Origin of the sequence: Ralstonia sp. 22086, assembly GCF_052045975.1 — a bacterium.
In the GTDB taxonomy this organism is placed as follows: domain Bacteria; phylum Pseudomonadota; class Gammaproteobacteria; order Burkholderiales; family Burkholderiaceae; genus Ralstonia; species Ralstonia wenshanensis.
Genome location: NZ_JBQEPZ010000001.1, coordinates 155,096 through 177,607, shown reverse-complemented (window position 1 = coordinate 177,607; position 22,512 = coordinate 155,096). Strand labels below are relative to the sequence as shown.

The window sequence follows — 22,512 nt, the reverse complement described above, 5'->3', positions numbered from 1 at the left end:
GTTGTCTGAGCGAATCGATTCAGGAAGCTTTTGCCGGAATGGCCGGCGTCTGCACCGACACATCACCGCATTGCGCGCGATGGCGCAGCGCGTGGTCGATCAGCACCAGCGCGAGCAGCGCCTCGGCGATTGGCGTCGCACGAATGCCGACGCACGGGTCGTGGCGGCCGAACGTCTCCACCACAGCCGGATCACCCGCCTTGTCGATCGAACGGCGCGGCGTGCGGATGCTCGATGTCGGCTTGATCGCCAGCGACACGGAAATGTCCTGCCCTGTCGAAATCCCGCCTAGGATGCCGCCGGCGTTGTTGCCGACGAAGCCTCCCGGCGTCAGCTCATCGCCATGCTCGGAGCCGCGCTGGCTGACTGCGTGGAAGCCTGCGCCGATCTCAACGCCCTTCACCGCATTCAGGCCCATCATGGCGTGGGCGATGTCTGCGTCCAGCCGGTCGAACAGCGGTTCGCCCCAGCCGACCGGCACACCGGTAGCCACCACCTCAATGCGCGCGCCGACGGAATCGCCGTCCTTGCGCAGGGCATCCATATAGGTTTCCAGCTCGGGAACGATCTCGGCGTTCGGCGCGAAGAACGGGTTGTTCGGCACCTCGTTCCAGTCCATGAAGGGGATCTGGATATCGCCCAGTTGCGACATGAAGCCGTGGATTTCAACGCCGAACTTCTCTCGCAGCCACTTCTTGGCGACGGCGCCTGCAGCCACTGTCGGTGCCGTCAAGCGTGCGGAAGAACGGCCGCCGCCGCGCGGATCGCGGATGCCGTATTTGTGCCAGTAGGTGTAATCAGCATGGCCGGGACGGAAGGTCTCGGCGATGTTGCTGTAATCCTTGCTGCGCTGGTCGGTATTGCGAATCAACAGGCAGATCGGGGTGCCCGTGGTCTTGCCTTCGTACACGCCGGAGAGGATCTCGACGAGGTCTTCTTCCTTGCGCTGCGTAACGTGGCGCGAGGTGCCGGGTTTGCGACGGTCCAGATCGGGCTGGATGTCTTCTGCCGACAGCGTCATGCCCGGCGGGCAGCCGTCGATGACAGCGCCAATGGCGGGGCCGTGCGACTCGCCGAAGGTGGTGACGGAAAACAGCAGGCCCAGGGTATTGCCAGACATGATCGTGCTCAGGAAGGCGCCGCGACGGCCGCGGCGCGAAACATCAGGAAAACGCTATTGTAAGGCCGATCCACCGGCCGCCAGATCAGCCGCCGATACCCAGCAACTCGACCTCGAAGTTCAGCGTGGAATTGGGCGGAATCGTGCCGGGCACGCCGCGCTCGCCGTAAGCGGTGGCTGCCGGGCACGTCAGCTTGGCCTTGCCGCCTACCTGGATCTTCTGCACGCCTTCGGTCCAGCACGGAATCACGCGATTCAGCGGGAACGAGATCGGCTGGCCGCGCTTGTAGGAGCTGTCGAACTCGGTACCGTTGGTGAGCGTGCCGCGGTAGTGCACCTTGACCGTGTCACTGGCCTTGGGCGACGGGCCGGTGCCCTTGGTCAGTGTCTGGACGATCACACCGGAAGGCAGCGTCTCGGATGCCGGTGATGCGGCTTGCGCGGTCACGGCAGCCAGGGCAAGCAACGAAGCGCACAGCAGCGGGGAAACGTGTTTCATGGCAGGTAACGGGAGAGTTGGAGGTCAGGAAAAGCTTGAAGGCCGGTTGCAGGCCGACCGGCAGTGTATCGAAAGTCCGAAGGTGCGCCAGGGCTAGAGCCGCTCCCCGCGCAGCGCCAGCACGGCGGCCTGCATCGCTTCGGGCGACACGGCATGCGCTGGCACCGGCGTGCCGATGCACAACTCCAGCCTGTTGAGGAAGCCGCGTCGGAACGGTCGCGACATCGCCGCCCCGCCCTTGCGTGAGAAAAAGCTGCCCCACAGCCCGCGCAACGCCATCGGCACCACCGGCACGGGTGTGCGTTCGATGATGCGGCGCATACCGTCCTTGAACGGGTTCATCTCGCCCGTGGCAGTGATCTTGCCTTCGGGGAAGATGCAGACGACCTCGCCCTCCGCCAGCGCGGCGGCAATCGTGTCGTAGGCGCGCTTGAGCATTTCCGGGTCTTCATGCATCGGCGCAATCGGAATCGCCTTGACCGTGCGGAAGAACCACGACAGCAACGGCACCTTGAAGATGCGGTGGTCCATCACAAAACGCACAGGCCGGCGCACGAATGCGCCCACCACCACGGCATCGACGAAGCTCACGTGGTTGCAGACCAGCAGGCATGGGCCTTCATCGGGAATCTGCTCCGAGCCCTCCACCTTCACGCGGTAGACGGTATGGATCAGCAGCCACATCACGAACCGAATCAGGAATTCCGGCACCAGCGTGTAGATGTAAATCGCCACCACGGCGTTGAGGATGCCGGTGACCAGGAACAACTGCGGGATCGTGAACCCGGCCCGCGTGAGCACCATCGCCAGCACGGCGGAAGCGATCATGAAGAGTGCGTTGAGGATATTGTTGGCGGCAATGATGCGCGCGCGGTGCGTCGGTTCGCAGCGGCTCTGGATCAACGCATACAACGGCACGCTGTAGAAGCCGCCGAACATGGCCAGCAGGAACAGATCGGCCAGCACGCGCCAATGGCGGTGGTTCTGCAGGAAACCGGAAATGCCGGTCAGCACGTCATGGGCGACCAATGCCTCGGCATGCGAAGCAAAGTAGAGATCCACCGCGAACACCGTCATGCCGATCGAGCCAAACGGTACAAGGCCGATTTCCACCCTGCGCCCCGAGAGCTTTTCGCACAGCACCGAGCCCAACCCGATGCCGACTGAAAACACGGCAAGCAGCAGCGTCACGACGTTCTGATCGCCGCCGAGCACGTTACGCGCAAAGGCAAAAAACGACGTCAGGAACGTCGCGCCCACGAACCACAGCCACGAAATGCCCATCAAACTCAGGAACACCGCGCGCTGGTTGCTGGCAAGCTTCAGGTTGCGCCAAGTCTCTGAGATGGGATTCCAGTTGATGCGCAAGTTCGGCTGCGACGCCGGCGACACGGGCACACCGCGCGCCGTCATCCAGCCCGCCACGGCAATGACAATGCACGCAATACCGGTAAATAGCGGGCCGATCAGCTCGCCGTTGCGGGTGTAATTGGCCAGCTCGCCGCCGCCAATGGTACCGATCAGAATGGCAACGAAGGTGCCCATTTCCACCAACCCGTTACCGCCCACCAGTTCTGTCGACTGCAGGTGCTGAGGCAGATAGGCATACTTCACCGGCCCGAACAGCGTCGAGTGCACGCCCATCAAGAACGTGCATAGGTAGAGCAGTTCAACGTGGCGCAGCGCAAAACCCGCGCAGCCGATCGCCATGATGGCGATTTCCAACGTCTTCACCAGCCGGATCAGCCGCGCCTTGTCCATGCGATCGGCAATCTGTCCGCTCGTGGCCGACAGCAGCACAAACGGCGCAATGAAGATTGCAGAGATCAGGAACGCCGCAGAAGCGGGATCCGCATTGCCGAACAGCGCAGCGTGATACGTGACCAACGAAGAAAACGCCACCTTGAAAACGTTGTCGTTCATCGCGCCCAGGAACTGGGTCCAGAAGAACGGTGCAAAGCGACGCTGCTTCAGCAGGGAAAACTGGCTCGATTGGCTCATCGGCGGGCGGTTCTGGGTTCAACAAAAAACCCGCTCGCAACGGCGGGCGGGTTTCAGGAATGCGGTAAAGAGATCGCGCAGATCAGTCTTCGTTGGCCTTTTCTTCGGGCCAGTCGCGAATGTACGCCTTGAGCATCTTGTTTTCGAAACTTTGGTCTTCCAACACGGCCTTGGCCACGTCGTAGAAGGAAATCACGCCCATCAACGTGCGGCTGTCGAGCACCGGCAGGTAGCGCACATGGTGCTCCAGCATGATGCGGCGCACTTCATTGACCTCGGTTTCGGGCGTGCAGGTAACGGGATGATCGTCCATCACCTTGCGGATGGTCGTGCCCTCGCCCACGGAACCGTGGTTCTTGGCAACAACCTTGATGATTTCTCGGAAGGTCAGCATGCCGACCAGTTCGCCGTACTCCATGACCACAAGCGAGCCGATGTCTTTTTCCGCCATCGTCTGCACGGCCACCTGGAGCTTGGTTTCAGGTGCCACGGTGTAGAGCGTGTTGCCCTTCACGTGGAGGATGTCGCTGACTTTCATGTTGCGTCTCCCAGAGTTCGGGGTGCCGGTCTGCCGGGGGAGCGACCGCGCGCGGGTTGTCGTTATGGTTGTGCTTCGATCCTAGCCCAAACCGGATCGCTTCGACAAGCATGCAGCGCAGAAAAAACCTGTCAAAAACCGCGCCCGCTCGGCGTTTGCCCGGAATGCGCTGCAACAGGGAGCAGTGCTAGCATGCCCCGTCCAAATCCGCTCCCGCGCCCATTCCGGGTGCTTGAATCCATGTCCAAAGCCCGCTTCGACACGCTGGCCCTGCATGCCGGTGCCGCACCCGACCCGGCCACCGGCGCGCGCGCCACGCCCATCCACCTGAGCACGTCGTTTGTGTTCCGCGACAGCGAACACGCGGCGTCATTGTTCAATATGGAACGCGCGGGCCACGTCTATTCGCGCATCTCCAACCCGACCGTTGCCGTGTTCGAGGAGCGCATGGCCGCGCTGGAAAACGGCGTAGGCGCCATCGCTACAGCGTCGGGCCAGGCGGCGCTGCATCTGGCCATCGTCACGCTGATGGGCGCTGGTTCCCATATCGTCGCCTCCTCCGCGCTGTATGGAGGCTCGCACAACCTGCTGCACTACACGCTGCGCCGCTTTGGTGTCGAGACGACCTTCGTCAAGCCCGGCGACATCGACGGCTGGCGCGCAGCCATTCGCCCGAACACCCGGCTGCTGTTTGGTGAGACGCTCGGCAATCCTGGCTTGGATGTGCTGGACATCCCGACCATTGCATCGATTGCGCATGACGCGGGCGTGCCGCTGCTGGTCGACTCCACCTTCACCACGCCTTGGTTGCTGCAGCCCTTCGCGCACGGCGCGGATCTCGTCTACCACTCGGCCACCAAGTTCCTGGGTGGACACGGCACGACCATCGGCGGAGTGCTGGTCGATGGCGGCACGTTCGACTACGTGGCCGCCGGCAAGCACCCCGAGCTGACCGAACCGTACGCGGGTTTCCACGACATGGTGTTTGCCGAGGAAAGCACTGTCGCGCCCTTCCTGCTGCGCGCGCGCCGCGAGGGCCTGCGCGACTTCGGTGCCTGCATGAACCCGATGGCCGCATGGCAACTGCTGCAAGGCATCGAAACACTGCCCCTGCGCATGGCACGGCACGTGGACAACGCCCGCCGCATCGTCGCCTTCCTGGCGAGCCATCCGATGGTGGCGTCGGTCGCCTACCCCGAGCTGGAATCGCACCCCGACCACGCGTTGGCCAAGCGCCTGCTGCCGCGCGGCTGCGGTGCGGTGTTCAGCTTCGATCTGCGTGGCGATCGGCGTGCCGGCCAGCAGTTCATCGAATCACTCGGCCTGTTCTCGCACCTTGCCAACGTGGGCGATGCGCGCTCGCTGGTCATCCACCCCGCATCGACGACGCACTTCCGCATGGATGCCGGCGCGCTGGCTGCAGCCGGCATCAGCGAAGGCACGATCCGCCTGTCCATCGGTCTGGAAGACGCCGACGACCTGATCGACGATCTCAAACGTGGCCTGAAGGCCGCCGAGCGCGCGATGTCCGCCGCGCCCGGCAAAGCCGCTGCCAACGCAACGGGAGCCCGCTAATGGAATGGACCGTACAAGGCGAACGCGCCTACGCCTACACCGGCGGCAAGCCGTTCAACGCCGAATTGCCGTGCGTCGTGTTCGTGCATGGCGCGCAGAACGACCATTCGGTCTGGGGGCTGCAGACGCGCTGGTTTGCGCACCACGGCTTCAGCGTGCTGGCCGTCGACCTGCCTGGGCACGGCCGCAGCGCCGGCGCTCCGCTGCAGACCGTGGAAGCGATGGCCGACTGGGTAATGGCGCTGGTGCATACGGCTGGCGTCGAGCAGCCAGTCATCGTCGTCGGCCACAGCATGGGCTCGTTGATTGCACTGGAGTGCGCGTCACGGTACGCAAGTCGCGTGCGCCGCGTCGCCCTGGTGGCAACGGCTTGGCCGATGAAGGTGTCGGATGCGCTGCTCGATGCGGCGCTCAACAACACGGCCAGCGCCATTGACATGGTGAATACGTGGTCGCATTCCAGCCTCGCAAACAAACCATCGTCGCCCGGGCCGGGCTTCTGGATGCATGGCGGCAGCCAGCGGCTGATGGAGCGGATTGCGCACGGTACCGAGGCGCCCGTCTTCCACACAGACTTTGCGGCCTGCAACGCCTATGCACGCGGCGCCGAAGCCATGGCGGCCGTGAAGTGCCCGTCACTCGTAATCGTTGGAGAGAAAGACCAGATGACGCCGGCGAAAGCTGGCCGCCAGGTTGCAGCAGGATTGGCCGGCAGCCGCGTTGTCGGGCTGCCAGGCGGGCACGCGATCATGGGAGAATGCCCAGACGGCACACTCGACGCGCTGATCGCCTTTGCGCGCGAACGAGACCCGGTCGTCGCATAAGTCGCAGTCGCCTCCCGGAGACGCATCATGGCCACCACCGACACCCAAAGCTTCGGCAGCTTCGCTGAGTTCTATCCGTATTACCTGAGCGAGCACCAGGATCGCACCTGCCGGCGCCTGCACTTTGCCGGTTCGACGGTCGCGTTGGTATGCCTGCTCCTGCTGGTTTTCACGGGCAACCTGTGGTGGCTGCTGGGCGCGGCCGTGAGCGGTTACGCGTTCGCGTGGGTCGGGCACTTCGGATTCGAGAAGAACCGGCCCGCCACGTTTCGCCATCCGTTCTACAGCCTGATAGGCGACTGGGTGATGTACCGCGACATCTGGACGGGGAAGATCCCGTTCTGAGGCGTCAGGCGTCGGCGCTGGCAGCGGCCATTGCAGACGCCGCCGGTGCGGTAGCCGCCTGCGCTGCCGCCGCCACGCCGCGTTCGCCCGTCGTGAAAACGCTCTCCAACGTGGCGTCGAGCGCCGGATTCTGCAGTTGGCTGACCAACGCATGCGTGCTACCCAGGTGGCGTGCCAGGGCGGTGCGCGGCAAGCGTGGCAGGTTCAGCACCAGCCTTTCATAGAGCGGTCGCAGCGTGGTCGTGTGCGCATCGCACAGCAGCGCCCAATGGGCCTCGCCGCGATCCTGTTGCAGCTTGCCGATCAGGTGCAGCGCCTTCAGCTTGGTCAGCAGATCGACCAGGTAATCGGCTTCCAATTGCAGGCGCCGGCCGATATCGCGTTCGGCCACCGTACGCGGCGCCTGTTCGCGTGCGCGATACAGCAGCAACAGGACACCGAGCGCATCAAAGAACTCGCTGCCCGGAAATGTGCGGCGCTGCCAGTAGCCCTGGCGGATGATCGGCAGCGTCGATGCGATGGTCGCGCCGAGCAACGTCACCAGCCAGCTCACATAGATCCACGTCAGGAAGATCGGTAGCGTGGCAAACGCGCCGTAGACCGCTGTGTATGTGGGGATATGCGCGACGTAAGCGCCAAAAACGCGCTTGGCAATTTCAAACGCCGCCGCTGCAATCAGGCCGGCAACGAAGGCATCGCGCCGTTCCACATTGGTATTCGGCACGAACACGTAAAGCATCGCAAACGCAATCGCCGAAAGCAGGATCGGCACCAGGCTCACGATCACGCCCAGGCCGAACGGCAGCTTGTGCACATAGCCCGCCGAGATCGACACGAGGTAAGAGCTGACCGACAGGCTCGCGCCGATCAGCACCGGCGCAAATGTCATCAGCGCCCAGAACACCAGAACGCGCTGCGCGAGCGGCCGTCGATGGCGCACGCGCCAGATGGCGTTCAATGCGTTCTCGACGGTCAGCATGGTCATCACCGACGTCACGACCAGGCCGATCAGGCCTGCTGCCGTCAGCCCCTTGGCGTTGCTTGAAAACTGATTGAGATACGTCAGGATCGGCCGGCTGATGCTGCCCGGCACGAGATTGCTGAACATGTAGCCTTCGATGTCCGCCCGGAAGCTCTTGAACATCGGGAATGCCGTGAACAGCGCAAACGCCACCGTCAGGATGGGCACCAGCGACAGCACCGTCGTGAATGTCAGGCTGCTGGCCACTTGCGGCAGGTGGTCTTCACCGGCGCGGCGCAGGGCGTAACGCGCCAGCGCACGCAGCTTGGCGGCATTCCATTGACGAAGCGCACGGGTGTTGAAAAGCATGAAAAATGAGGCGGGAGGCGGGGTTGGGGGGCGCAACTATAATACCGCGACGCTCTCAACGCTTTGTTATGAAAGATATCCTGGTCTTGTACTACAGCCGTCACGGCAGCACGCGCGCATTGGCCGAAGCCATTGCGCAAGGCATTGAAAGCGTCGACGGCGCCCAGGCTCGGGTGCGCACGGTGCCCGCCGTCTCCACCGTCTGCGAAGTCACGCAGCCCGACGTGCCCGATAGCGGCCCGCCCTACGTGGAAGTACGCGACCTGGAGGAATGCGTGGGCCTGGCGCTGGGCTCGCCCACGCGCTTTGGCAACATGGCCGCGCCGCTCAAGTACTTCCTGGATGGCACCACGCCGCAATGGCTGGCGGGCGCTCTGGCCGGCAAACCGGCGTGCGTGTTCACCTCCACAGGCAGCATGCATGGCGGGCAGGAAACCACCCTGCTCTCGATGATGCTGCCGCTGCTGCACCACGGCATGGTCGTGCTCGGTCTGCCGTATCAGCACAGCGAACTGCTTTCCACCGATGCCGGCGGCACACCGTACGGGCCGTCACACGTTGCGCATCGCGGCGATACCGCACCGCTTACCGCCCACGAACGCACGCTCGCCACGGCCATGGGCCGGAGGCTGGCGCAGACCGCTCTCAAGCTCGCCGCATGACTCCCGCCAACAACGTCGTCGCCGAATCCCGGGCACTGGCGCTGCTCAGTGCAGGCAGCCTCATCGTATTGATCATTCTGTGTGCCGCCTGGGAGTTGTGGCTAGCGCCCGTGCGCCCGGGCGGTTCGTGGCTGGCGCTCAAGGCGCTGCTGCTGGCGTGGCCGCTGCCCGGTGTCCTGCGCAAGAACCGCTACACGATGCAATGGGCGTCGATGTTCATCCTGCTGTTCTTTACCGAGGGCATCGTGCGGGCGACATCGGACGTTGGGCTGTCGCGCTCGCTGGCTTGGGGCGAGGTGGCGCTCAGCGTGGTGTTCTTCACCGCAACCATCTTCTACCTGCGCCCGTTCAAGCGCGCTGCGAAAGCCCGCGCCGGCCACAGCACCTGACCCGACATGACTCACGATGCCTTCCTGCAAGCCTGCGTTGATGCCATCGGTGCAACGCACGTCCTGACCGCACCGGAAGACCAGGCGCCTTACCTCACCGATTGGCGCAAGCGTTTCTCGGGTCGCGCACGCGCAGTATTGCGTCCCGCCAGCGCTGACGAAGTGGCTGCGCTCGTGCGTCTGTGCGGCGAACATGGCGTGCCGATCGTGCCGCAAGGCGGCAACACCGGCTTGTGCGGGGGCGCCACGCCCGACATGGAAGGCAACGCGGTGGTCATCTCGCTGCAGCGCATGCAGCGCGTGCGCGCCGTCGACTCAATCAACAACACCATCACCGTGGATGCCGGCTGCATCCTGGCCAACGTGCAGCAGGCCGCCGCCGATGCGGGCCGACTCTTCCCGCTGAGCCTGGCAGCCGAGGGCAGTTGCACGATCGGCGGCAATCTTTCGACCAACGCCGGCGGCACCGCCGTCTTGCGCTACGGCAACGCGCGCGAACTGTGCCTGGGCATCGAAGCAGTTCTGCCCAACGGCGAACTATGGAACGGCCTGCGCGGCCTGCGCAAGGACAACACGGGTTACGACTTGCGTGACCTATTGATCGGCGCAGAAGGCACGCTCGGCATCATCACCGGTGCGATGCTGAAGCTGTTTCCCCAACCGCGCGCCAAGGTGACGGCGCTGGCGGCGCTGCAATCGCCGCGTCAGGCACTGGAGTTTCTATCGCTGGCGCAGGGCCACGCAGGGACGCTGCTGACGGGCTTCGAGCTGATGTCGGCGTTTTGCCTGGAGCTGGTGCGCAAGCATTACCCGCAGTTGCGCGTGCCCTTCACGCAGGCATATCCACAATACGTGCTGCTGGAACTGTCCGATCTTGAAAGCGAAGAACACGCGCGCACGCTCTTCGAATCGCTCATGGAAGACGCGCTCGCGCGCGGCGTGATCGACGATGCGGCGGTGGCGGAATCGGTAGCCCAGTCGCGCGACTTCTGGAGCCTGCGCGAACATATTCCGCTGGCGCAGGCCGATGAAGGCAAGAACATCAAGCACGACATTGGGGTGCCGATTTCGCGCATTGCCGACTTCATTGACATGACCGACCGCGCGCTGGCCGCGGCCTACCCCAACATCCGCATGGTGACGTTCGGCCACCTCGGCGACGGCAACCTGCACTACAACGTATCGCCGCCGGAAGGCCATGCGCACGACGCGTTCCTGGCCAATCAGGACGGCATCAACCGCATCGTGCACGACAGCGTGCATGCGCATGGCGGCTCAATTTCGGCCGAACACGGCATCGGGCAACTCAAGCGCGAAGACAACGCGCGCTACAAGAGCCCCGTTGAACTGGCGGCGATGCGCGCGATCAAGCAGGCATTGGACCCGCGCGGCCTGATGAATCCGGGGAAGTTGTTGTAAGGCGATTCTGCCTTGCTTCAGCCGAACAGCTTCAGCGTGTAGTTCGCCACCGCGAAGAGAACTGTCGCGGCCAGCATCCACAACAGCATGCGCGGTACGCCGCTGGGCGGCAGACGATGATCGCCGGCGTTGGAACGGTCACCGATGCGCCCGCTCTGGGCGCTACGGATGTAAGTGCTACGTGACGACCCTGCCGGGCGTCGTGCATGACGTGTGCTCATTGTGGTTTCCTCCCTGCCCCATGGCTAGCGCCTCGCCCAGCCCCCTGCAGCCATGGCGAAACACAGCAGCCCCATGGATTGCTCCCTGGCTGCCCAAACAAGACTCCCTCTTTTCCCGTCTGGTCCGAACCGAAAAGGCTTCGTCACGCCCGTTTGGCGTGCGTAGGCACGGTGTCCCGCGTCATTGCGCGGAATTTCGAATGAAACGTTATTGTTGTGTGGCACTACCCGACGCCACGAAATGTATCAAAAATCCCCCCAATTGGGGGGTACGTATTTTAGGTATCACCTTTTGGATGATGCGCGGGAACGACGCTTGCGGGCTCGATTAGGGCAAACCCGAAACTCGACCCACGTATGGAGGCAGCCCATGCCCGCTTCGCCTGATCTGACCAAGCGTGCCCACATCACGCCGCCGCAGCCCCCCGAACAGCCCCCGCACCCGCCGCCGGAAATGCCGCCGCCCGACGAACCGGCCCACGACCCGGTGCACGACCCAGAACCCCAAACACCCCCAATCGAACTGCCACCCGGGGAGCTACCGCCGGAAATCCCGCCCCAGCACTAGCGCTGCGCAACATCCCATCTGTTAGAATCGCGGCCTCCCAGGTACCCGGAGGCCGCGCGTTTTTGGGTTGCCTGGGCAGCCTGCACACCTGCATATCTGCCCATAGCTCAGTTGGATAGAGCATCGGCCTTCTAAGCCGACGGTCGGGGGTTCGAATCCCTCTGGGCAGGCCACCGATCCCTATGGATCAAGCACTTACGTTGAGCGTCACCGCGACGATTTAACGAGTGAGCACGGGAAAGTGTGCTCAGGTTGCATCCTTGGCACGTATCCCACGATCTCGACTGACCGCCAACGCCACTGCTTCCCCCCACTCGCCACACAGATTAGCCTCCTTGCCCCTATCGCTGAGGGCCTGTTGGCTGTGGATTTGGCACGCTTTCAAGAACGATCTCCACGCGTCGGTTCAACGCCCTACCCGCGGCGGTGCGGTTATCTCCAACGGGATCTTTCACGCCACGACCAATGATGGACAAGCGGTCCGAAGTGATCCCGCTCTCTTGCAGATGCCGCCCGACCGCCGTGGCGCGTGCGGTTGACAGCGCGAGGTTCGACTCCATGCGATCGCGCGGTCCGGGGGCATCGTCGGTGTGCCCGAGCACGGTGATCTTGCCACGCGTGTCGGCGAGCACGGTGGCAAGCCGGTCAAGCTGGCGCGCGAGCATAGGCGTGAGATCTGCTCGGCCGGAGGCGAAACCTTCATCGCTATTGAAGGCGAGATAGATTCGATCGTCTTTTGTGCTGATGCCGACCGGGGCCGCCCCGGCCTCGGGAGCCAGCGCGCGCGCAATGCGATCCCCCAACGATTCACGCTGCTTGACCAATTGCGCGGACAGTGCCGCCACCTTCGCAACCAGCGCTTGATTGTCTTGGCGCTGGCGGTGGAGCATGAACGTCAGGCCCAGTACGATCCCTGTCACGATGAGCCCGGTGACAACAACGATGGGCTGCCAAGACCGTTCCAAAGGCGCTTCTCGCAGGAGTAGCACTTCGGGTAGAGGTTTGTTGACGGGCCCGGGCCACTCCGGTATCCAACGTTCATGGGTGATGTGAGGAATGTCCGCCGTCGCGGATGCGAGTTGCTGACGCGCTGGCAGTGCGATCTTCGGCAATGGCAAACCACGCTCATCACGAAGGCCGCGCTCGGTTAGTTCTGCGATAACTTGCAGCGCGTTTGCGCTGGCGTTCGGTGTTTGCTGGAGTTTTTCAATCCATCCACGGCAGCGTTGACCGCAGGCATTTTCGTTGTAGAACTCCGCTAGCAATCCATGTTGGAGCCAGACGCCACGCAGACTGTTCGCGCGGCCGCGCACCTGGCTCCCAGCCTGGTCGATGGCGGCGCAGAAGCAGTAATGCACGGCTTCGATAATGCCGGCATTGAGCCCTGCTGCCAGGCTGGCTTTCTTGAAGGTTGTCAGCCGTGTGCGGGCCTCGGCTCGGAGTGCATCCAGCCGGGCCGCCGACTCCAGCTCAGGCGATAACTCATCCAGCAACCAGAACAGCGGTTGGGCGAGGCGAAGGATATGGTTCTTGGTGGCACTTTGCGTGCCAGTTTGATTCGTAAACGTCATGTAATTAGAGCTCCGCCATCAGACACATCAAATCGCCTACGCTCGCGATTTGAGACGCGGATGTGCGATCTACCTCCCAAAGGCAGCCAACACTACCCGGTTGTAACCGAGGCAGAGGCCAATCTTGGCGGACTAGGGGCCGTGTGAGTCGAGGATTGAGGAGCGTGCCCGAATAGCTGGAACCGATTCTTTGCGTGAAACGGATTCCATGGCGGCTGCGCCAGTGGGGCGCAATGCCACGCCCAAAGGGCATGCACCACAGCAGCGAAGTTTTGCTTCCCGCGCAAATGGATGTGCTCGCACATGACTCTGACCAAGCTGGAGAGCCACGTCGCGGGCGACTCGAGAAGCTGCTCTGCCCAATAGCCGCTTGCGCTCTGCCAAATCACCAGTGGATACCGCTGCCCCACGCGATCGCGAGACGGCATCACAACACCCACCAAATCGCCATCGCCATCGCCATCGCCATCGCCATCGCCATCGCCATCGCCATCGCCATCGCCATCGCCATCGCCATCGCCAGGAAAGCCTAGTTCACGCGCTGACAGCACCAGAAACGTCGGACGCCCATCGCTGCATTGACCGGCTTGGCGTGACACAGGCGACTTTTTCCCGGACCACACCGCAGCCGCGGTATCAAACCATGTGCGCCACGCCTCGACCTGCTGCGGCGACGCATTGCGACGCAAACAATCGCCTAGCGCCGGCAGCCTGCCAAAGATGGAGGGAGCCGAAATCACCCCGATCTCCCGGGACACTGAAACCCTTGCAACAACCCGGTTGTCCAGGGATTGGCCAAGCTACCGGTATTGATGTCGAGCTTGGCCTTGCGCCCATCAAAGTCGTATTCGGCAACAAAGTGGCTGGGTGATACGGAGTTGGCGAGCTTGCCCTTGGCGATGACCCGCATCATGGCCCATGGGCCATTGGCGGTCAGCGTGGAGGTTTCCGGACGAACGCGTGGGTTGGCAGTGATCTCCGCCCCTTGCCCGCCACGCGGTCCCGGCCATGTCACCTTGAGCGGGATGACGGGACCGTGAACGTAGCGTTGGCTCTGACCATCGAAGTCCATGTTCAGCTCGACGATCTCCGGGTCGAGCTCCACTACCTTCATATCCACCTTCCAAGCCATTTTCTTGGCGCCTGGGTCTCGGAAGAAGACCTCGCGGATTTCCTTCGCGCGTTGGAATGGGATCAGGCTCGGGCCTGCCACCGGCGGCACATCCGGGGCGCTTAGCTTGTAACGCCACGGGGAAATAGTGGTATCCACGTGCGGCGCCAGCACCTTTTGGAAGAAGTCATCCAGCACGCCCCCCGAGGCGAAGACCCGGAAGAAATCCTCGGTATCCACGTCCTGGGCTGAGGTTGGATTGAAAGGGTACTTGCCATCAACTGCGCTGCGACAGCTCTCGCCAATCATGGCGTTCATCTGGGCGATCAGGATGTCACCGATGCCCTTGTTGACGTCGCGTGTTCCCTGCACCACCAAGTCGGTCAGCACCTCCTTTAAGGGGGCGGGTAATTTCGCTGCCTCCATGCGCAATTGAGCGCCCGCATCTACGTGCGGCGGAAGATTGCGCGTCTCCAGCGCATTGCTCGCAACCACAAGAGAGGTGTAGTAGGCATTGACCATGCTGGCAATGGCGTCCAGCCGCGGCTTGCCGCTCGCGGCTTGTGCGCCGGATACCGCCACGTCCGCTTGTCCCGTGACAATCTCTCGCAAGGCCGTAAAGCGACTGTCGACCAGTTCGCGCTCTTGGCGGGCTTCCGCGCGCGCAGCAAAGCCGCTGATCTTGTCGGATTTCTTATCCAATACCGCCAGCGCCTTGTCAGCTACTGACCTATCTTCCCGCTCCACGGGCTGGCTGAGCGTCGTTTCCCTGACAACGACGCGCCCCAGACGCGCCAACGGCGAATCGGGGGCGGCAAAGTTGCGCAAGACTTCCAGGTCGAAGGCCAGGTTGTTGCCGGTCAGCGCCCGAATGTCTGTCAGGAACGCGGCCCAGTGCTGCGCGTATTCGGTCAGGTACAGACGGCGAATTTCTCGCTCCACCGGGTCATTGCCGGTCAGCTTGCCAGCGGCGCCTTCAAGCGTTTTTTTTTGAGCGTGGATGCCTGTTCTACCCATTACCCACGCATCAATCAATTGGGCCTTGTTGACGAACTCCGGCAGCCTGGCATTGAACAACTCGTGGTATCCCGCATAAGTGAACAAACCCGGGATGCCCCGCTCGATAGGCTCCCCGCTGGCGCGGGAGAAGACCGTGCCCGCCTGCGGACCAATCGAACGCACGAGCGTGAAGTCGGGCGGTGCCTCTTCCATCATGGCGGCCTTGGCCCGGTCGTACAGACGCTCGGTCGACGTGTTGCCGTCCAGGAAATCCCGAGCTGAGCGAATCAGCGTTTCGTTCTTGGCGTACGGCGATTGGATCGGCCGACTACCGTCGAGCAGACTGTTCAGATGCTCTGCAATGGCAACTCGGCCACCAAATGCGTCCGCCCCGCCCCCGGTCGTCCAATCGGCTTGCACCCAACTACGCACGTCAGAGGCGTTGAATTGCTCCTTGTCGTAGAACATCAGGTAGACGCGCAAGGTGTCGTAGGTCAACTTGGCGTCTTTGCTGCTGATAGCCGAGGAGAGCACGTTTTCCACACGGCGCACGAGATAGGGCACAAGCAACGCGTCCTGCAACCGAATATCGGTCATCTTTGCGGCGGCCAACAGCGGCGGCGCCGTATAGAGGCCAAAGCGCCAATCGAGGTCGGGAGCCACCGGATTCAAGCCATGGTAGACAGGCAGATCGTGCACCGCCGCCAGCACCTCCGGCATTGCTTCCGGCTGTGCCTTCTTAAAAAACGCCGTGATCGTGCCGGCCAAGACCTTAGCCTTGTTTTGTACCGTGCCCAAGTAGTCCTTGTTATGCCCGAAGCTGACATACAGCGCGCCGACCAGCCACAGGAACACCACCAAGCTCAATGCATGCCCCAGCAGGCGCAGTAGCCGGAAGCGGATTTCCCAACGCAGGTTCGGTCTGACCAGGTGGGCCTCAGGCACAACGATCCGCTTGAGCACGTCCTGCAGGAAATAGCTTCGATTGCCCGTCGTCTTGGCCGTATCGACGGCAATACCATTGCCGATGTCCACCTTCGGCTCATCGACGTCAACCTTGAGCCGGCCCTCACCTCGCTCAAGTTTGCGGAAGATCGTTCTGTAATCGCCCGCTATTACATGTTCGGACTGGGTGGCACTTGTGAAATACACGCCGCGCAGCGTGTGGCGCCGCTCCGTATCGTCGAAGCGAGAATCAAGGAAGACGTGCTCCAGCATTTCCATCAGCGGCTGCGTCAGGCTGGAAAATTCCGGGCGGAACGCAAGCATGCGTTTGCGCCGCGCTTCGTCAAACTCCTCATAGAATCGGTTATTGAGCCCGCCTCGCAATCGGACCACCAGCAACGCCATCTCTTCCCTGCAGCGCGCCAAAACGTCAAACGTCGACATGCCGCGCCTGCCCTTCTTGTCTTCCAGTGGCAGCGTGAACCCCCATGGCTGGGTGCGCCCTTCGCTGGACAGGTATTGGAAGTACTCGGTAAAGCCGACCAACTGATCAAGCTTGGTCACGACGACGTACACCGGGAACTGAATACCGAGATCATCCCGTAGCTCAGCCAGTCGCGCGCGTAGCATGGAGGCTTGTGCTATGCGCTCTTCTGGGGACAACGTCAGCAAGTCAGTAGTGCTCACGGCCAACAACGCGCCGTTGATAGGTGCTCGTGTCCGATACTTGCGCAATAAACCAAGAAGCCCTTGCCACTCGGCGGAATCAATGCTTGCGTTTGACTCACGCGTCGTATAGCGCCCCGCTGTATCGATCAGCACGGCGTCGTTGGTCAGCCACCAGTCCGTATGGGCGGTTCCCGCATGCGAGCCTACGGAAGCCCGCATCTGGTCCGCGATCGGAAACTGCATGCCAGCGTTGAGCAGCGCAGTCGTCTTACCGGCACCGGCGGGGCCGATCATCATGAACCACGGCAGTTCGTACAAATAGCGCTTGTTCTCCACCAGACGGCGGAAGCCACTGACGCCCCGCATACCCTTGAGTTGCCGCAGCGCACGTTGGATTGCGTCAGCCAGTTGAGTGATCTCGACTTTGGCCGCAGCCTCCTTGGGCTTGCCGCCAAAATTGAGCACTTGCTCTAGGAATGTGCGGTCTGTACGGGCACGCTTGATCAACAAGTAAAGCGCGTAAGCCACAAACAGAAACACAATGCCCGCAATCAGCAGAATGCGGATGGACGCCGGCTCCAGCGGCTTGCCGTTCCCGATCGCAAGCAGCGGCCCAGCGTGCCAGATCAGTAGACACAGCGCCGCCACTCCAGCAGTGGAAACCGGCCACCCTGCCAGCCAGAAGAGCACAAACGTCAGCAGCAGCACGATCACGGTGACGCGCGTGCCAACGCTGGCCAACGGCTGCATGCCGCTAAAGCTGAGAAGCGGCCCGATAAACCAAATGGCTGCCGCCACCAACAATGCGGCAATGAGCGCAAGAGCCTGTCGCGAGAACAGTATTGCGCCGATACGTTTCAACATTTCCATCGCTTGATTCCGTTACTGCGTCACGACGATCTCAACGCGCCGATTCTGGGCGCGCCCTGCCGCCGTTTGGTTATCCTCCACCGGCTCGGTATCGCCCTTGCCAATCGCCTCCAACCGGCCCTTGGCGACGCCCTTGCTGGCCAGATACTCGACCACCGTTGCCGCACGCTCTTCCGAGAGCGCTTGGTTGGACGGAAATTTGGCGGTCTTGATGGGCACGTTGTCGCTATGGCCGATCACGGTGACCTTTCCGTTCACCTTGCCGATCTCGGCCGCCACCTTGTCCAACAGCGGGAGGATCCTCTGGCTGACCTCGGCCCGGCCACCGCCGAACATGTCGTCTCCACGGAAAATCACATCGCTACGCATTGCATCTTCCTCCACACGGACAACACCACGCGCGATTTCACCCTTGAGCAGCTCTGCTAAACGCAACGCCTTTGGAGGCTCGGCAGGCGTAACTTTTCCGATGGCCAGAATCGCTTGTTCAACGTCGTGTGTATGGAGCATCAGTTGGTATTTGAACCAACCAAACAGCCCGAACGCCACCAAGGCGAGCACTGCAACGTTGACCCATACGGGGATGGACCGCAGCAGGCCGAAACGGCCCGGCGCCACGCCGCGCCAGTGCGGAGAGAGTTCGCGGGGGACCTCTTCTCGCTTGCTGGAGATCAGATTGAGCAGACGTTGCCGGATGGCATCCAAATGCCGGTCTCGGTCGGTTTGATTGACGTAGCGACCAACGAAACCAAGGGACAACACCTGATAGAACACCTCGATCAAGTCTAGGTGCTCGTCGGGACTGGCAACCAATCGGCCCAGCACGTAAAAGGACTTGCTTCCGCCTTCGGTATCCTGATGCAAGCTGACCAGCAGGGAGTGCTCGGGCCATCCCTTCGTACCCCAAGACTTCTTGTGCGCAGCTTCATCCAACGCCGTGCACAGTAGGAAGTGCGCGCCCAAAATATGCTCACGCCGGATGTTGGCGCGCTCACAAACCTGTTGAAACTGCTTGAGCTCTTCTGCCAGAAGGTAACGTAGCGCCATCGCCGCACTTTGCGGATGCGGCTCGTTCTCGGAGTTCAGCCCAACTGTGTCTTGCTTGTCATCGCCTTCGGCTTGCTTCTCTTGCTCTTGAGCACCAGGTAGGTTTTCTGGCATCTCCGCGAGCGCGCGCAGCAACGGCTGCGCCGCTTCCAGCAGGGGGTTCGGCGCCTTCAAGATCCGGGTGACGCATTCTTCCTGCGTTTCCCGAGACTGCCACTGCCAGGGTGTGCGCCGCGCGCGTGCCGGCTGAGATGGCGACGCTTGAGCACTGGCCGCCGCGGTAGCGGGTTGGTCTTGTTCGGGTAAGACGACGTTGTCTTCAGACCCCATTGTGGACGGGTCGGCTCGCTTGTTCATCGCACGCCCCACAATTCCAGACGCAGGTCGGGGAAATGGCCGGCGACATGCATTGCAAGCCCACCATAGCGTGCGACCTGCTCCCACAGCGGATGGTCCTGCTTCAATTCGAAATAGACATGCCCCGCATTGAACGGAATCTGCCGCGGTGGCACCGGCATGCCTTCCATCGGAATGCCCGGCAGATGGGAGCGAATCAACTCGGCCAAACGTTCTAACGGGCCCAGTTTGGCTTGTGCTGGGAACTGATGTATCAGAACGTCGGCCGGCATTTGCGAATGTACGGCCAGCACAAAGGTGGTGAAGCGCCCAATCTCGGAGGGTTCCAGCACGGCCACACGGAGGCCGTGCGCTTGGTCGCGCAGTTCGATACGTTGTGCGCCGCGTTCCAGAACGACATTGAGCAGATAGCGCAGATCATCCACCAACGGTTTGATGCATGTGTGTGGCTCCGCGTGCTGATATACCGGGTACTTCTGGGGACGCCGTGTGTCGGTTCGCACAAAGGTCGAAAGCTCGCCAGCCAGGGCTGACAACTGCACGTACAAGACCTCCGGTGAAGCCGCCTTGGCTTCCAGAAGATGGGTTAGTACCGGCTCGTAGCGATTGAGCAATTGCAGAATCAGATACTCGGAGATCTCTGCAGCGTTGCCACCCCGCGTTCCACCCGCAGTGAGGTTCTCCGCCATCGAGTCCGCACGCAGGTGCAACAGACCATGAAGCTCAGTCAGCCACGTCATCAACTGGCTGCTCGCCGTATACACATTGACAGGGGGGATCAAAGTGGAATCCAGCTTAGCGCTACCGTCGGCACGGATTTCCGCCACCCGTGCAAGAGGCAAGCCCATCCATGAATTGGTCAGTTCCTTCTCTGGCAACAACCGTAATCGCAAATCTGCGAGTTGGACCAACTTGGGCCCCTGGGCAATGGAGTTCGCATCCAGCAACTCTTCTTCGAAGGCGCGGTAGCGCGCCAAAGAATCGGCAGCGTCGCCAAAATTCGTTTCCTCTGCATTAGGGGTTCGGATGGGCACGGCCAAGTACACCAATTGATTCAGGTGTTCGTGCCGCAGCGCCAACGGCGCAGGAAGCACGACCTGGGCGGGCGCATCAAACGGGGTGCCATCTTGAAACACACCTGCCGCACCAGATACCACCAACTTGCCCAACGCTAGCGCCTCCGCATCGATGGCGTAATGATGGAACCCCCAAAAGAATGGGCTCAATGCAGTGGCGCGCTTGTGGGCGAAATGCTCCAGATAGCGCTCTTGCTGCTGGAAGAGCTGCGGGCGCAGAAACAACCCTTCGCTCCAGACGACTTTGTTATACCAACTCATGAATTCAGTCAGGCTTGGTTAATGTGATGCTCTGTTGGTCAAGGAGCACTTGCAGCTTGATCTTGCGCGCCGGCACGACAACCCGATACCACGCTACCTCCGGCGCTGGTGGCAGCTTGTGCACGACACGCCAGGTGGCCTTGCCCAAATCGCGATAGCCCACCAGAAAGCCTATCGACTTCGTTTCAGGGTTCAGCTTCCGTTCGATGTCACGCGAATCGCCCGGGCGGAGGATGAACTCGTCTCGCACCAGCAAGTCCTGATTCAGTAGCGTCTTGTCGTTCTTATCGAGCGAGAAGTAGTCAGCGCTCTCGAAAACGTTGTCGCTCTTGAGCTCGTACACGCGCACGAGTACCGGCGAGGCGCGGTCCTTTTCGTCTGGATTCACCGTCGACTTGGCCTCGATCTCGAGATCGAGCTTCATCTGCTCGTTCTGTGGGGGCGAGCTGGCGCAGCCGGCAAGCAATGCAAGGGCGGCGTACACCAACGAAATGAAACCGTGGTGGTGACGGACACGGCGGCACCGTGTGTAGAGAAGCATGACCTACGCTCCCACCACAATCGGGAAGGATAGGGGCTGCTTCATCCTGATATGTTCCATGACCTCTCGATTTCCTAAACGCATTGGCTTATACACACCCAACTCAATCTCCGCCGTTCTCGTTCGCATATCTGGCACTTTCCCAGTAGCCTCTTGAAATCGCATCCTGGAGCATGCCCAGCGTCAGCGGAAACTTCGTTTCTGCGTCCGATTTTTTTAATTTTGGATAAAACAAATAAATAAAACCAGGCATGAAGTGCTGACTTATTTCAGAAAGGAAATAGTTGTCAAAACAGAAATCACCCCTCCCATCAAAAAGCTCGAACTCAGGAAAAGCCATTGTCAAATCTTCTAGGAAATCTTCCGCAAGCTCACCGTGCAAACCAAGATCATCGGCCACGCTCGTATTCGGCCTAATTTCGACCGGCTTTTTTAATGAAAAAATACGATACCCACGATGCTCTTTGGCAATTTTTTCAAGCCTCGACCAAATCGAATCACCTACCATAATTTATCCCCGGATTTCGCCAACTTGTTGTAATCAACCAAGGCGCACCGAATAATTTCCTCTACGTCGTATAGCAAGATCACCCAACCAACAATTGGGACTGTTCTCCCCACCCAGGCTCCTAGCCGGTTCGTCATCGTAATCTTCAACGTGGAAAGTGACTTCCCGGTAATCGTTGGCAATCGAAATGGCATCGTCTTATTCAGGGCTTTCCTGGAAATTACCGATAAGACAGATGTTCCCTCTGTCGCACCAACAAATTTTGCCCTCGTTGGTATGTATGGCCGACCCGCTATCACCGCAGCGGCCGCGGCAATGTCAACACCGGTGAAGTGCTCCAATATTTGATCAATCAGCACCCATACAAAAAGCTCCTCTCGGGTGATGTTCTCCAGATCCTTGTAGTTGTAGAGATTGACTACCGGGACTTGGACCTGCCTTGAAGAGGTCCCAATACCTTCCGACGTTGTGTAGGTATCTGAAAAATCAAAACTCCACACACGAGACGGGTTGTCTACGTAATCACTCACCCCCGAACTCTCCGGAAACTGGGCCATCTGGGCTGAGTTTTGCGCGGATCATCTTCAGCTTGCCTGCCGTCTCGATTCGTTGGGTATAACCCTGCTTGTCTGTCACGCCCGAGTGTTGGCTGCCATCTTCCATGAGGATGCTGTAATACATGCCGGCCAACGGTGTGCCCTCCGCACTCTTGAATTGAATGCTCTCGTCAAATTTCATGGGCACCCATTGCCCGCCAGCGTCTTTAAAGTAGCCCGTGTGTATTGGCGCTTCCGACACATCGCCATGACCAGTCTGATGGTTCAACTGCGATGTCAACGGACACCCTTTTGTTGTCTTGTAACCATTGAGCACGAGCGTCTTGCCCCGCATGTTCATGGTCGACTGCCCTTCAGCAATGACGCAACGATGGTCGCAACTCATGCGCGCACCTACGTAACTGATTGGGCGCCCACGCGCGCTGCTCTCGGGAATGCCATCCATGACAACCGCGCTGCATGCTGCGGTGTCGCCTTGGCAGATCCAGCCAGTTATTTGCATAGTCTTG

The 22,512-nt window shown here is 61.2% G+C and carries 21 protein-coding genes and 1 tRNA gene; 8 read left to right on the top strand and 14 right to left on the bottom strand.

Translation table 11 applies throughout. The features are described from left to right. Positions 1-19 precede the first annotated feature (19 nt). From aroC to ACTJK6_RS00820, 4 genes are all read right to left on the bottom strand, one after another. Positions 20-1,120 carry a chorismate synthase gene (aroC, locus tag ACTJK6_RS00835; RefSeq protein ID WP_414560731.1) on the bottom strand — a complete coding sequence of 367 codons (1,101 nt, stop codon included), beginning with the start codon at positions 1,118-1,120 and terminating at the stop codon, positions 20-22. Between the two features lie 85 nt (positions 1,121-1,205). Further along, positions 1,206-1,619: an FKBP-type peptidyl-prolyl cis-trans isomerase gene (locus ACTJK6_RS00830; protein ID WP_232040278.1), complete on the bottom strand. Its 414-nt coding sequence runs from the start codon at positions 1,617-1,619 to the stop codon at positions 1,206-1,208. Positions 1,620-1,712: 93 nt separating this feature from the next. Next, a complete protein-coding gene (locus tag ACTJK6_RS00825) occupies positions 1,713-3,620 on the bottom strand; it encodes an MFS transporter (RefSeq protein ID WP_440838148.1) in 1,908 nt (635 codons plus the stop codon). Positions 3,621-3,702: 82 nt separating this feature from the next. Next, positions 3,703-4,158 carry a CBS domain-containing protein gene (locus ACTJK6_RS00820; RefSeq protein ID WP_004634176.1) on the bottom strand — a complete coding sequence of 152 codons (456 nt, stop codon included), beginning with the start codon at positions 4,156-4,158 and terminating at the stop codon, positions 3,703-3,705. Between the two features lie 240 nt (positions 4,159-4,398). On the opposite strand from ACTJK6_RS00820, the gene ACTJK6_RS00815 reads away from it, so the two are divergent. The 3 genes from ACTJK6_RS00815 to ACTJK6_RS00805 are packed head-to-tail and all read left to right on the top strand — an operon-like array spanning position 4,399 to position 6,902. Next, entirely contained in the window at positions 4,399-5,733 is a 1,335-nt protein-coding gene (locus tag ACTJK6_RS00815; protein WP_440838147.1) for an O-acetylhomoserine aminocarboxypropyltransferase, read from the top strand. Next, positions 5,733-6,557: an alpha/beta fold hydrolase gene (locus ACTJK6_RS00810; RefSeq protein WP_440838146.1), complete on the top strand. Its 825-nt coding sequence runs from the start codon at positions 5,733-5,735 to the stop codon at positions 6,555-6,557. Before ACTJK6_RS00815 ends, ACTJK6_RS00810 begins: the two co-directional genes overlap by 1 nt. 27 nt (positions 6,558-6,584) lie before the next feature. After that, the gene (locus tag ACTJK6_RS00805; RefSeq protein WP_232040282.1) at positions 6,585-6,902 is read left to right on the top strand and encodes an Mpo1-like protein; all 318 of its coding nucleotides are present in this window, start codon (positions 6,585-6,587) and stop codon (positions 6,900-6,902) included. 4 nt (positions 6,903-6,906) lie between these two features. Here ACTJK6_RS00805 and ACTJK6_RS00800 read toward each other — a convergent pair whose 3' ends face one another. Next, complete coding sequence (locus ACTJK6_RS00800) at positions 6,907-8,232, bottom strand: YihY family inner membrane protein (protein WP_260802352.1); 1,326 nt, start codon at positions 8,230-8,232, stop codon at positions 6,907-6,909. A gap of 68 nt (positions 8,233-8,300) precedes the next feature. On the opposite strand from ACTJK6_RS00800, the gene wrbA reads away from it, so the two are divergent. From wrbA to ACTJK6_RS00785, 3 genes are read left to right on the top strand one after another with little or no spacing between them, the layout of a single operon-like run. Further along, complete coding sequence (gene wrbA, locus ACTJK6_RS00795) at positions 8,301-8,894, top strand: NAD(P)H:quinone oxidoreductase (RefSeq protein WP_260802351.1); 594 nt, start codon at positions 8,301-8,303, stop codon at positions 8,892-8,894. Next, positions 8,891-9,283, top strand: a complete 393-nt coding sequence (locus ACTJK6_RS00790) for a DUF2069 domain-containing protein (RefSeq protein WP_440838145.1) — start codon at positions 8,891-8,893, stop codon at positions 9,281-9,283. Before wrbA ends, ACTJK6_RS00790 begins: the two co-directional genes overlap by 4 nt. 6 nt (positions 9,284-9,289) lie before the next feature. Next, positions 9,290-10,702 carry an FAD-binding oxidoreductase gene (locus ACTJK6_RS00785; RefSeq protein ID WP_440838144.1) on the top strand — a complete coding sequence of 471 codons (1,413 nt, stop codon included), beginning with the start codon at positions 9,290-9,292 and terminating at the stop codon, positions 10,700-10,702. A gap of 17 nt (positions 10,703-10,719) precedes the next feature. Here the strand turns inward: ACTJK6_RS00785 and ACTJK6_RS00780 are convergent, their stop codons facing one another. Further along, positions 10,720-10,923, bottom strand: a complete 204-nt coding sequence (locus tag ACTJK6_RS00780; protein WP_232040287.1) for a hypothetical protein — start codon at positions 10,921-10,923, stop codon at positions 10,720-10,722. Between the two features lie 664 nt (positions 10,924-11,587). Here ACTJK6_RS00780 and ACTJK6_RS00775 point away from each other — a divergent pair. Continuing rightward, positions 11,588-11,664 (top strand) — tRNA-Arg (locus ACTJK6_RS00775). Positions 11,665-11,832: 168 nt separating this feature from the next. On the opposite strand, the gene ACTJK6_RS00770 is transcribed toward ACTJK6_RS00775, so the two are convergent. Beyond that, on the bottom strand, positions 11,833-13,062 hold the full coding sequence (locus ACTJK6_RS00770) for a DotU family type IV/VI secretion system protein (protein WP_440838143.1): 1,230 nt from the start codon (positions 13,060-13,062) through the stop codon (positions 11,833-11,835). A 251-nt stretch (positions 13,063-13,313) separates the two neighbouring features. On the opposite strand from ACTJK6_RS00770, the gene ACTJK6_RS00765 reads away from it, so the two are divergent. After that, a complete protein-coding gene (locus ACTJK6_RS00765) occupies positions 13,314-13,595 on the top strand; it encodes a hypothetical protein (RefSeq protein WP_440838142.1) in 282 nt (93 codons plus the stop codon). A gap of 203 nt (positions 13,596-13,798) precedes the next feature. Here the strand turns inward: ACTJK6_RS00765 and tssM are convergent, their stop codons facing one another. The 7 genes from tssM to ACTJK6_RS00730 form a co-directional block, all read right to left on the bottom strand. After that, entirely contained in the window at positions 13,799-17,656 is a 3,858-nt protein-coding gene (gene tssM, locus ACTJK6_RS00760) for a type VI secretion system membrane subunit TssM (protein WP_440838141.1), read from the bottom strand. A 12-nt stretch (positions 17,657-17,668) separates the two neighbouring features. After that, positions 17,669-19,060 carry a type VI secretion system protein TssL, long form gene (gene tssL / locus ACTJK6_RS00755; protein ID WP_440838140.1) on the bottom strand — a complete coding sequence of 464 codons (1,392 nt, stop codon included), beginning with the start codon at positions 19,058-19,060 and terminating at the stop codon, positions 17,669-17,671. Next, entirely contained in the window at positions 19,057-20,397 is a 1,341-nt protein-coding gene (gene tssK, locus ACTJK6_RS00750) for a type VI secretion system baseplate subunit TssK (RefSeq protein WP_440838139.1), read from the bottom strand. The genes tssL and tssK overlap by 4 nt, the downstream gene beginning before the upstream one ends. Before the next feature lie 4 nt (positions 20,398-20,401). After that, entirely contained in the window at positions 20,402-20,938 is a 537-nt protein-coding gene (tssJ, locus tag ACTJK6_RS00745; RefSeq protein WP_440838138.1) for a type VI secretion system lipoprotein TssJ, read from the bottom strand. Positions 20,939-21,041: 103 nt separating this feature from the next. Beyond that, the gene (locus ACTJK6_RS00740) at positions 21,042-21,446 is read right to left on the bottom strand and encodes a DUF1493 family protein (RefSeq protein ID WP_440838137.1); all 405 of its coding nucleotides are present in this window, start codon (positions 21,444-21,446) and stop codon (positions 21,042-21,044) included. Next, complete coding sequence (locus ACTJK6_RS00735; protein ID WP_440838136.1) at positions 21,440-21,976, bottom strand: STM2901 family protein; 537 nt, start codon at positions 21,974-21,976, stop codon at positions 21,440-21,442. Before ACTJK6_RS00735 ends, ACTJK6_RS00740 begins: the two co-directional genes overlap by 7 nt. After that, positions 21,969-22,505 carry a PAAR domain-containing protein gene (locus ACTJK6_RS00730; protein WP_440838135.1) on the bottom strand — a complete coding sequence of 179 codons (537 nt, stop codon included), beginning with the start codon at positions 22,503-22,505 and terminating at the stop codon, positions 21,969-21,971. The genes ACTJK6_RS00735 and ACTJK6_RS00730 overlap by 8 nt, the downstream gene beginning before the upstream one ends. Between the last annotated feature and the right edge of the window lie 7 nt (positions 22,506-22,512).

What these genes read in the sequence shown, in the direction of transcription:
- aroC (WP_414560731.1), bottom strand. Translation starts at nt 1,120, where the DNA reads ATGTCTGGCAATACCCTGGGCCTGCTGTTTTCCGTCACCACCTTCGGC.
- ACTJK6_RS00830 (WP_232040278.1), bottom strand. Translation starts at nt 1,619, where the DNA reads ATGAAACACGTTTCCCCGCTGCTGTGCGCTTCGTTGCTTGCCCTGGCT.
- ACTJK6_RS00825 (WP_440838148.1), bottom strand. Translation starts at nt 3,620, where the DNA reads ATGAGCCAATCGAGCCAGTTTTCCCTGCTGAAGCAGCGTCGCTTTGCA.
- ACTJK6_RS00820 (WP_004634176.1), bottom strand. Translation starts at nt 4,158, where the DNA reads ATGAAAGTCAGCGACATCCTCCACGTGAAGGGCAACACGCTCTACACC.
- ACTJK6_RS00815 (WP_440838147.1), top strand. Translation starts at nt 4,399, where the DNA reads ATGTCCAAAGCCCGCTTCGACACGCTGGCCCTGCATGCCGGTGCCGCA.
- ACTJK6_RS00810 (WP_440838146.1), top strand. Translation starts at nt 5,733, where the DNA reads ATGGAATGGACCGTACAAGGCGAACGCGCCTACGCCTACACCGGCGGC.
- ACTJK6_RS00805 (WP_232040282.1), top strand. Translation starts at nt 6,585, where the DNA reads ATGGCCACCACCGACACCCAAAGCTTCGGCAGCTTCGCTGAGTTCTAT.
- ACTJK6_RS00800 (WP_260802352.1), bottom strand. Translation starts at nt 8,232, where the DNA reads ATGCTTTTCAACACCCGTGCGCTTCGTCAATGGAATGCCGCCAAGCTG.
- wrbA (WP_260802351.1), top strand. Translation starts at nt 8,301, where the DNA reads ATGAAAGATATCCTGGTCTTGTACTACAGCCGTCACGGCAGCACGCGC.
- ACTJK6_RS00790 (WP_440838145.1), top strand. Translation starts at nt 8,891, where the DNA reads ATGACTCCCGCCAACAACGTCGTCGCCGAATCCCGGGCACTGGCGCTG.
- ACTJK6_RS00785 (WP_440838144.1), top strand. Translation starts at nt 9,290, where the DNA reads ATGACTCACGATGCCTTCCTGCAAGCCTGCGTTGATGCCATCGGTGCA.
- ACTJK6_RS00780 (WP_232040287.1), bottom strand. Translation starts at nt 10,923, where the DNA reads ATGAGCACACGTCATGCACGACGCCCGGCAGGGTCGTCACGTAGCACT.
- ACTJK6_RS00770 (WP_440838143.1), bottom strand. Translation starts at nt 13,062, where the DNA reads ATGACGTTTACGAATCAAACTGGCACGCAAAGTGCCACCAAGAACCAT.
- ACTJK6_RS00765 (WP_440838142.1), top strand. Translation starts at nt 13,314, where the DNA reads ATGCACCACAGCAGCGAAGTTTTGCTTCCCGCGCAAATGGATGTGCTC.
- tssM (WP_440838141.1), bottom strand. Translation starts at nt 17,656, where the DNA reads ATGGAAATGTTGAAACGTATCGGCGCAATACTGTTCTCGCGACAGGCT.
- tssL (WP_440838140.1), bottom strand. Translation starts at nt 19,060, where the DNA reads ATGAACAAGCGAGCCGACCCGTCCACAATGGGGTCTGAAGACAACGTC.
- tssK (WP_440838139.1), bottom strand. Translation starts at nt 20,397, where the DNA reads ATGAGTTGGTATAACAAAGTCGTCTGGAGCGAAGGGTTGTTTCTGCGC.
- tssJ (WP_440838138.1), bottom strand. Translation starts at nt 20,938, where the DNA reads ATGCTTCTCTACACACGGTGCCGCCGTGTCCGTCACCACCACGGTTTC.
- ACTJK6_RS00740 (WP_440838137.1), bottom strand. Translation starts at nt 21,446, where the DNA reads ATGGTAGGTGATTCGATTTGGTCGAGGCTTGAAAAAATTGCCAAAGAG.
- ACTJK6_RS00730 (WP_440838135.1), bottom strand. Translation starts at nt 22,505, where the DNA reads ATGCAAATAACTGGCTGGATCTGCCAAGGCGACACCGCAGCATGCAGC.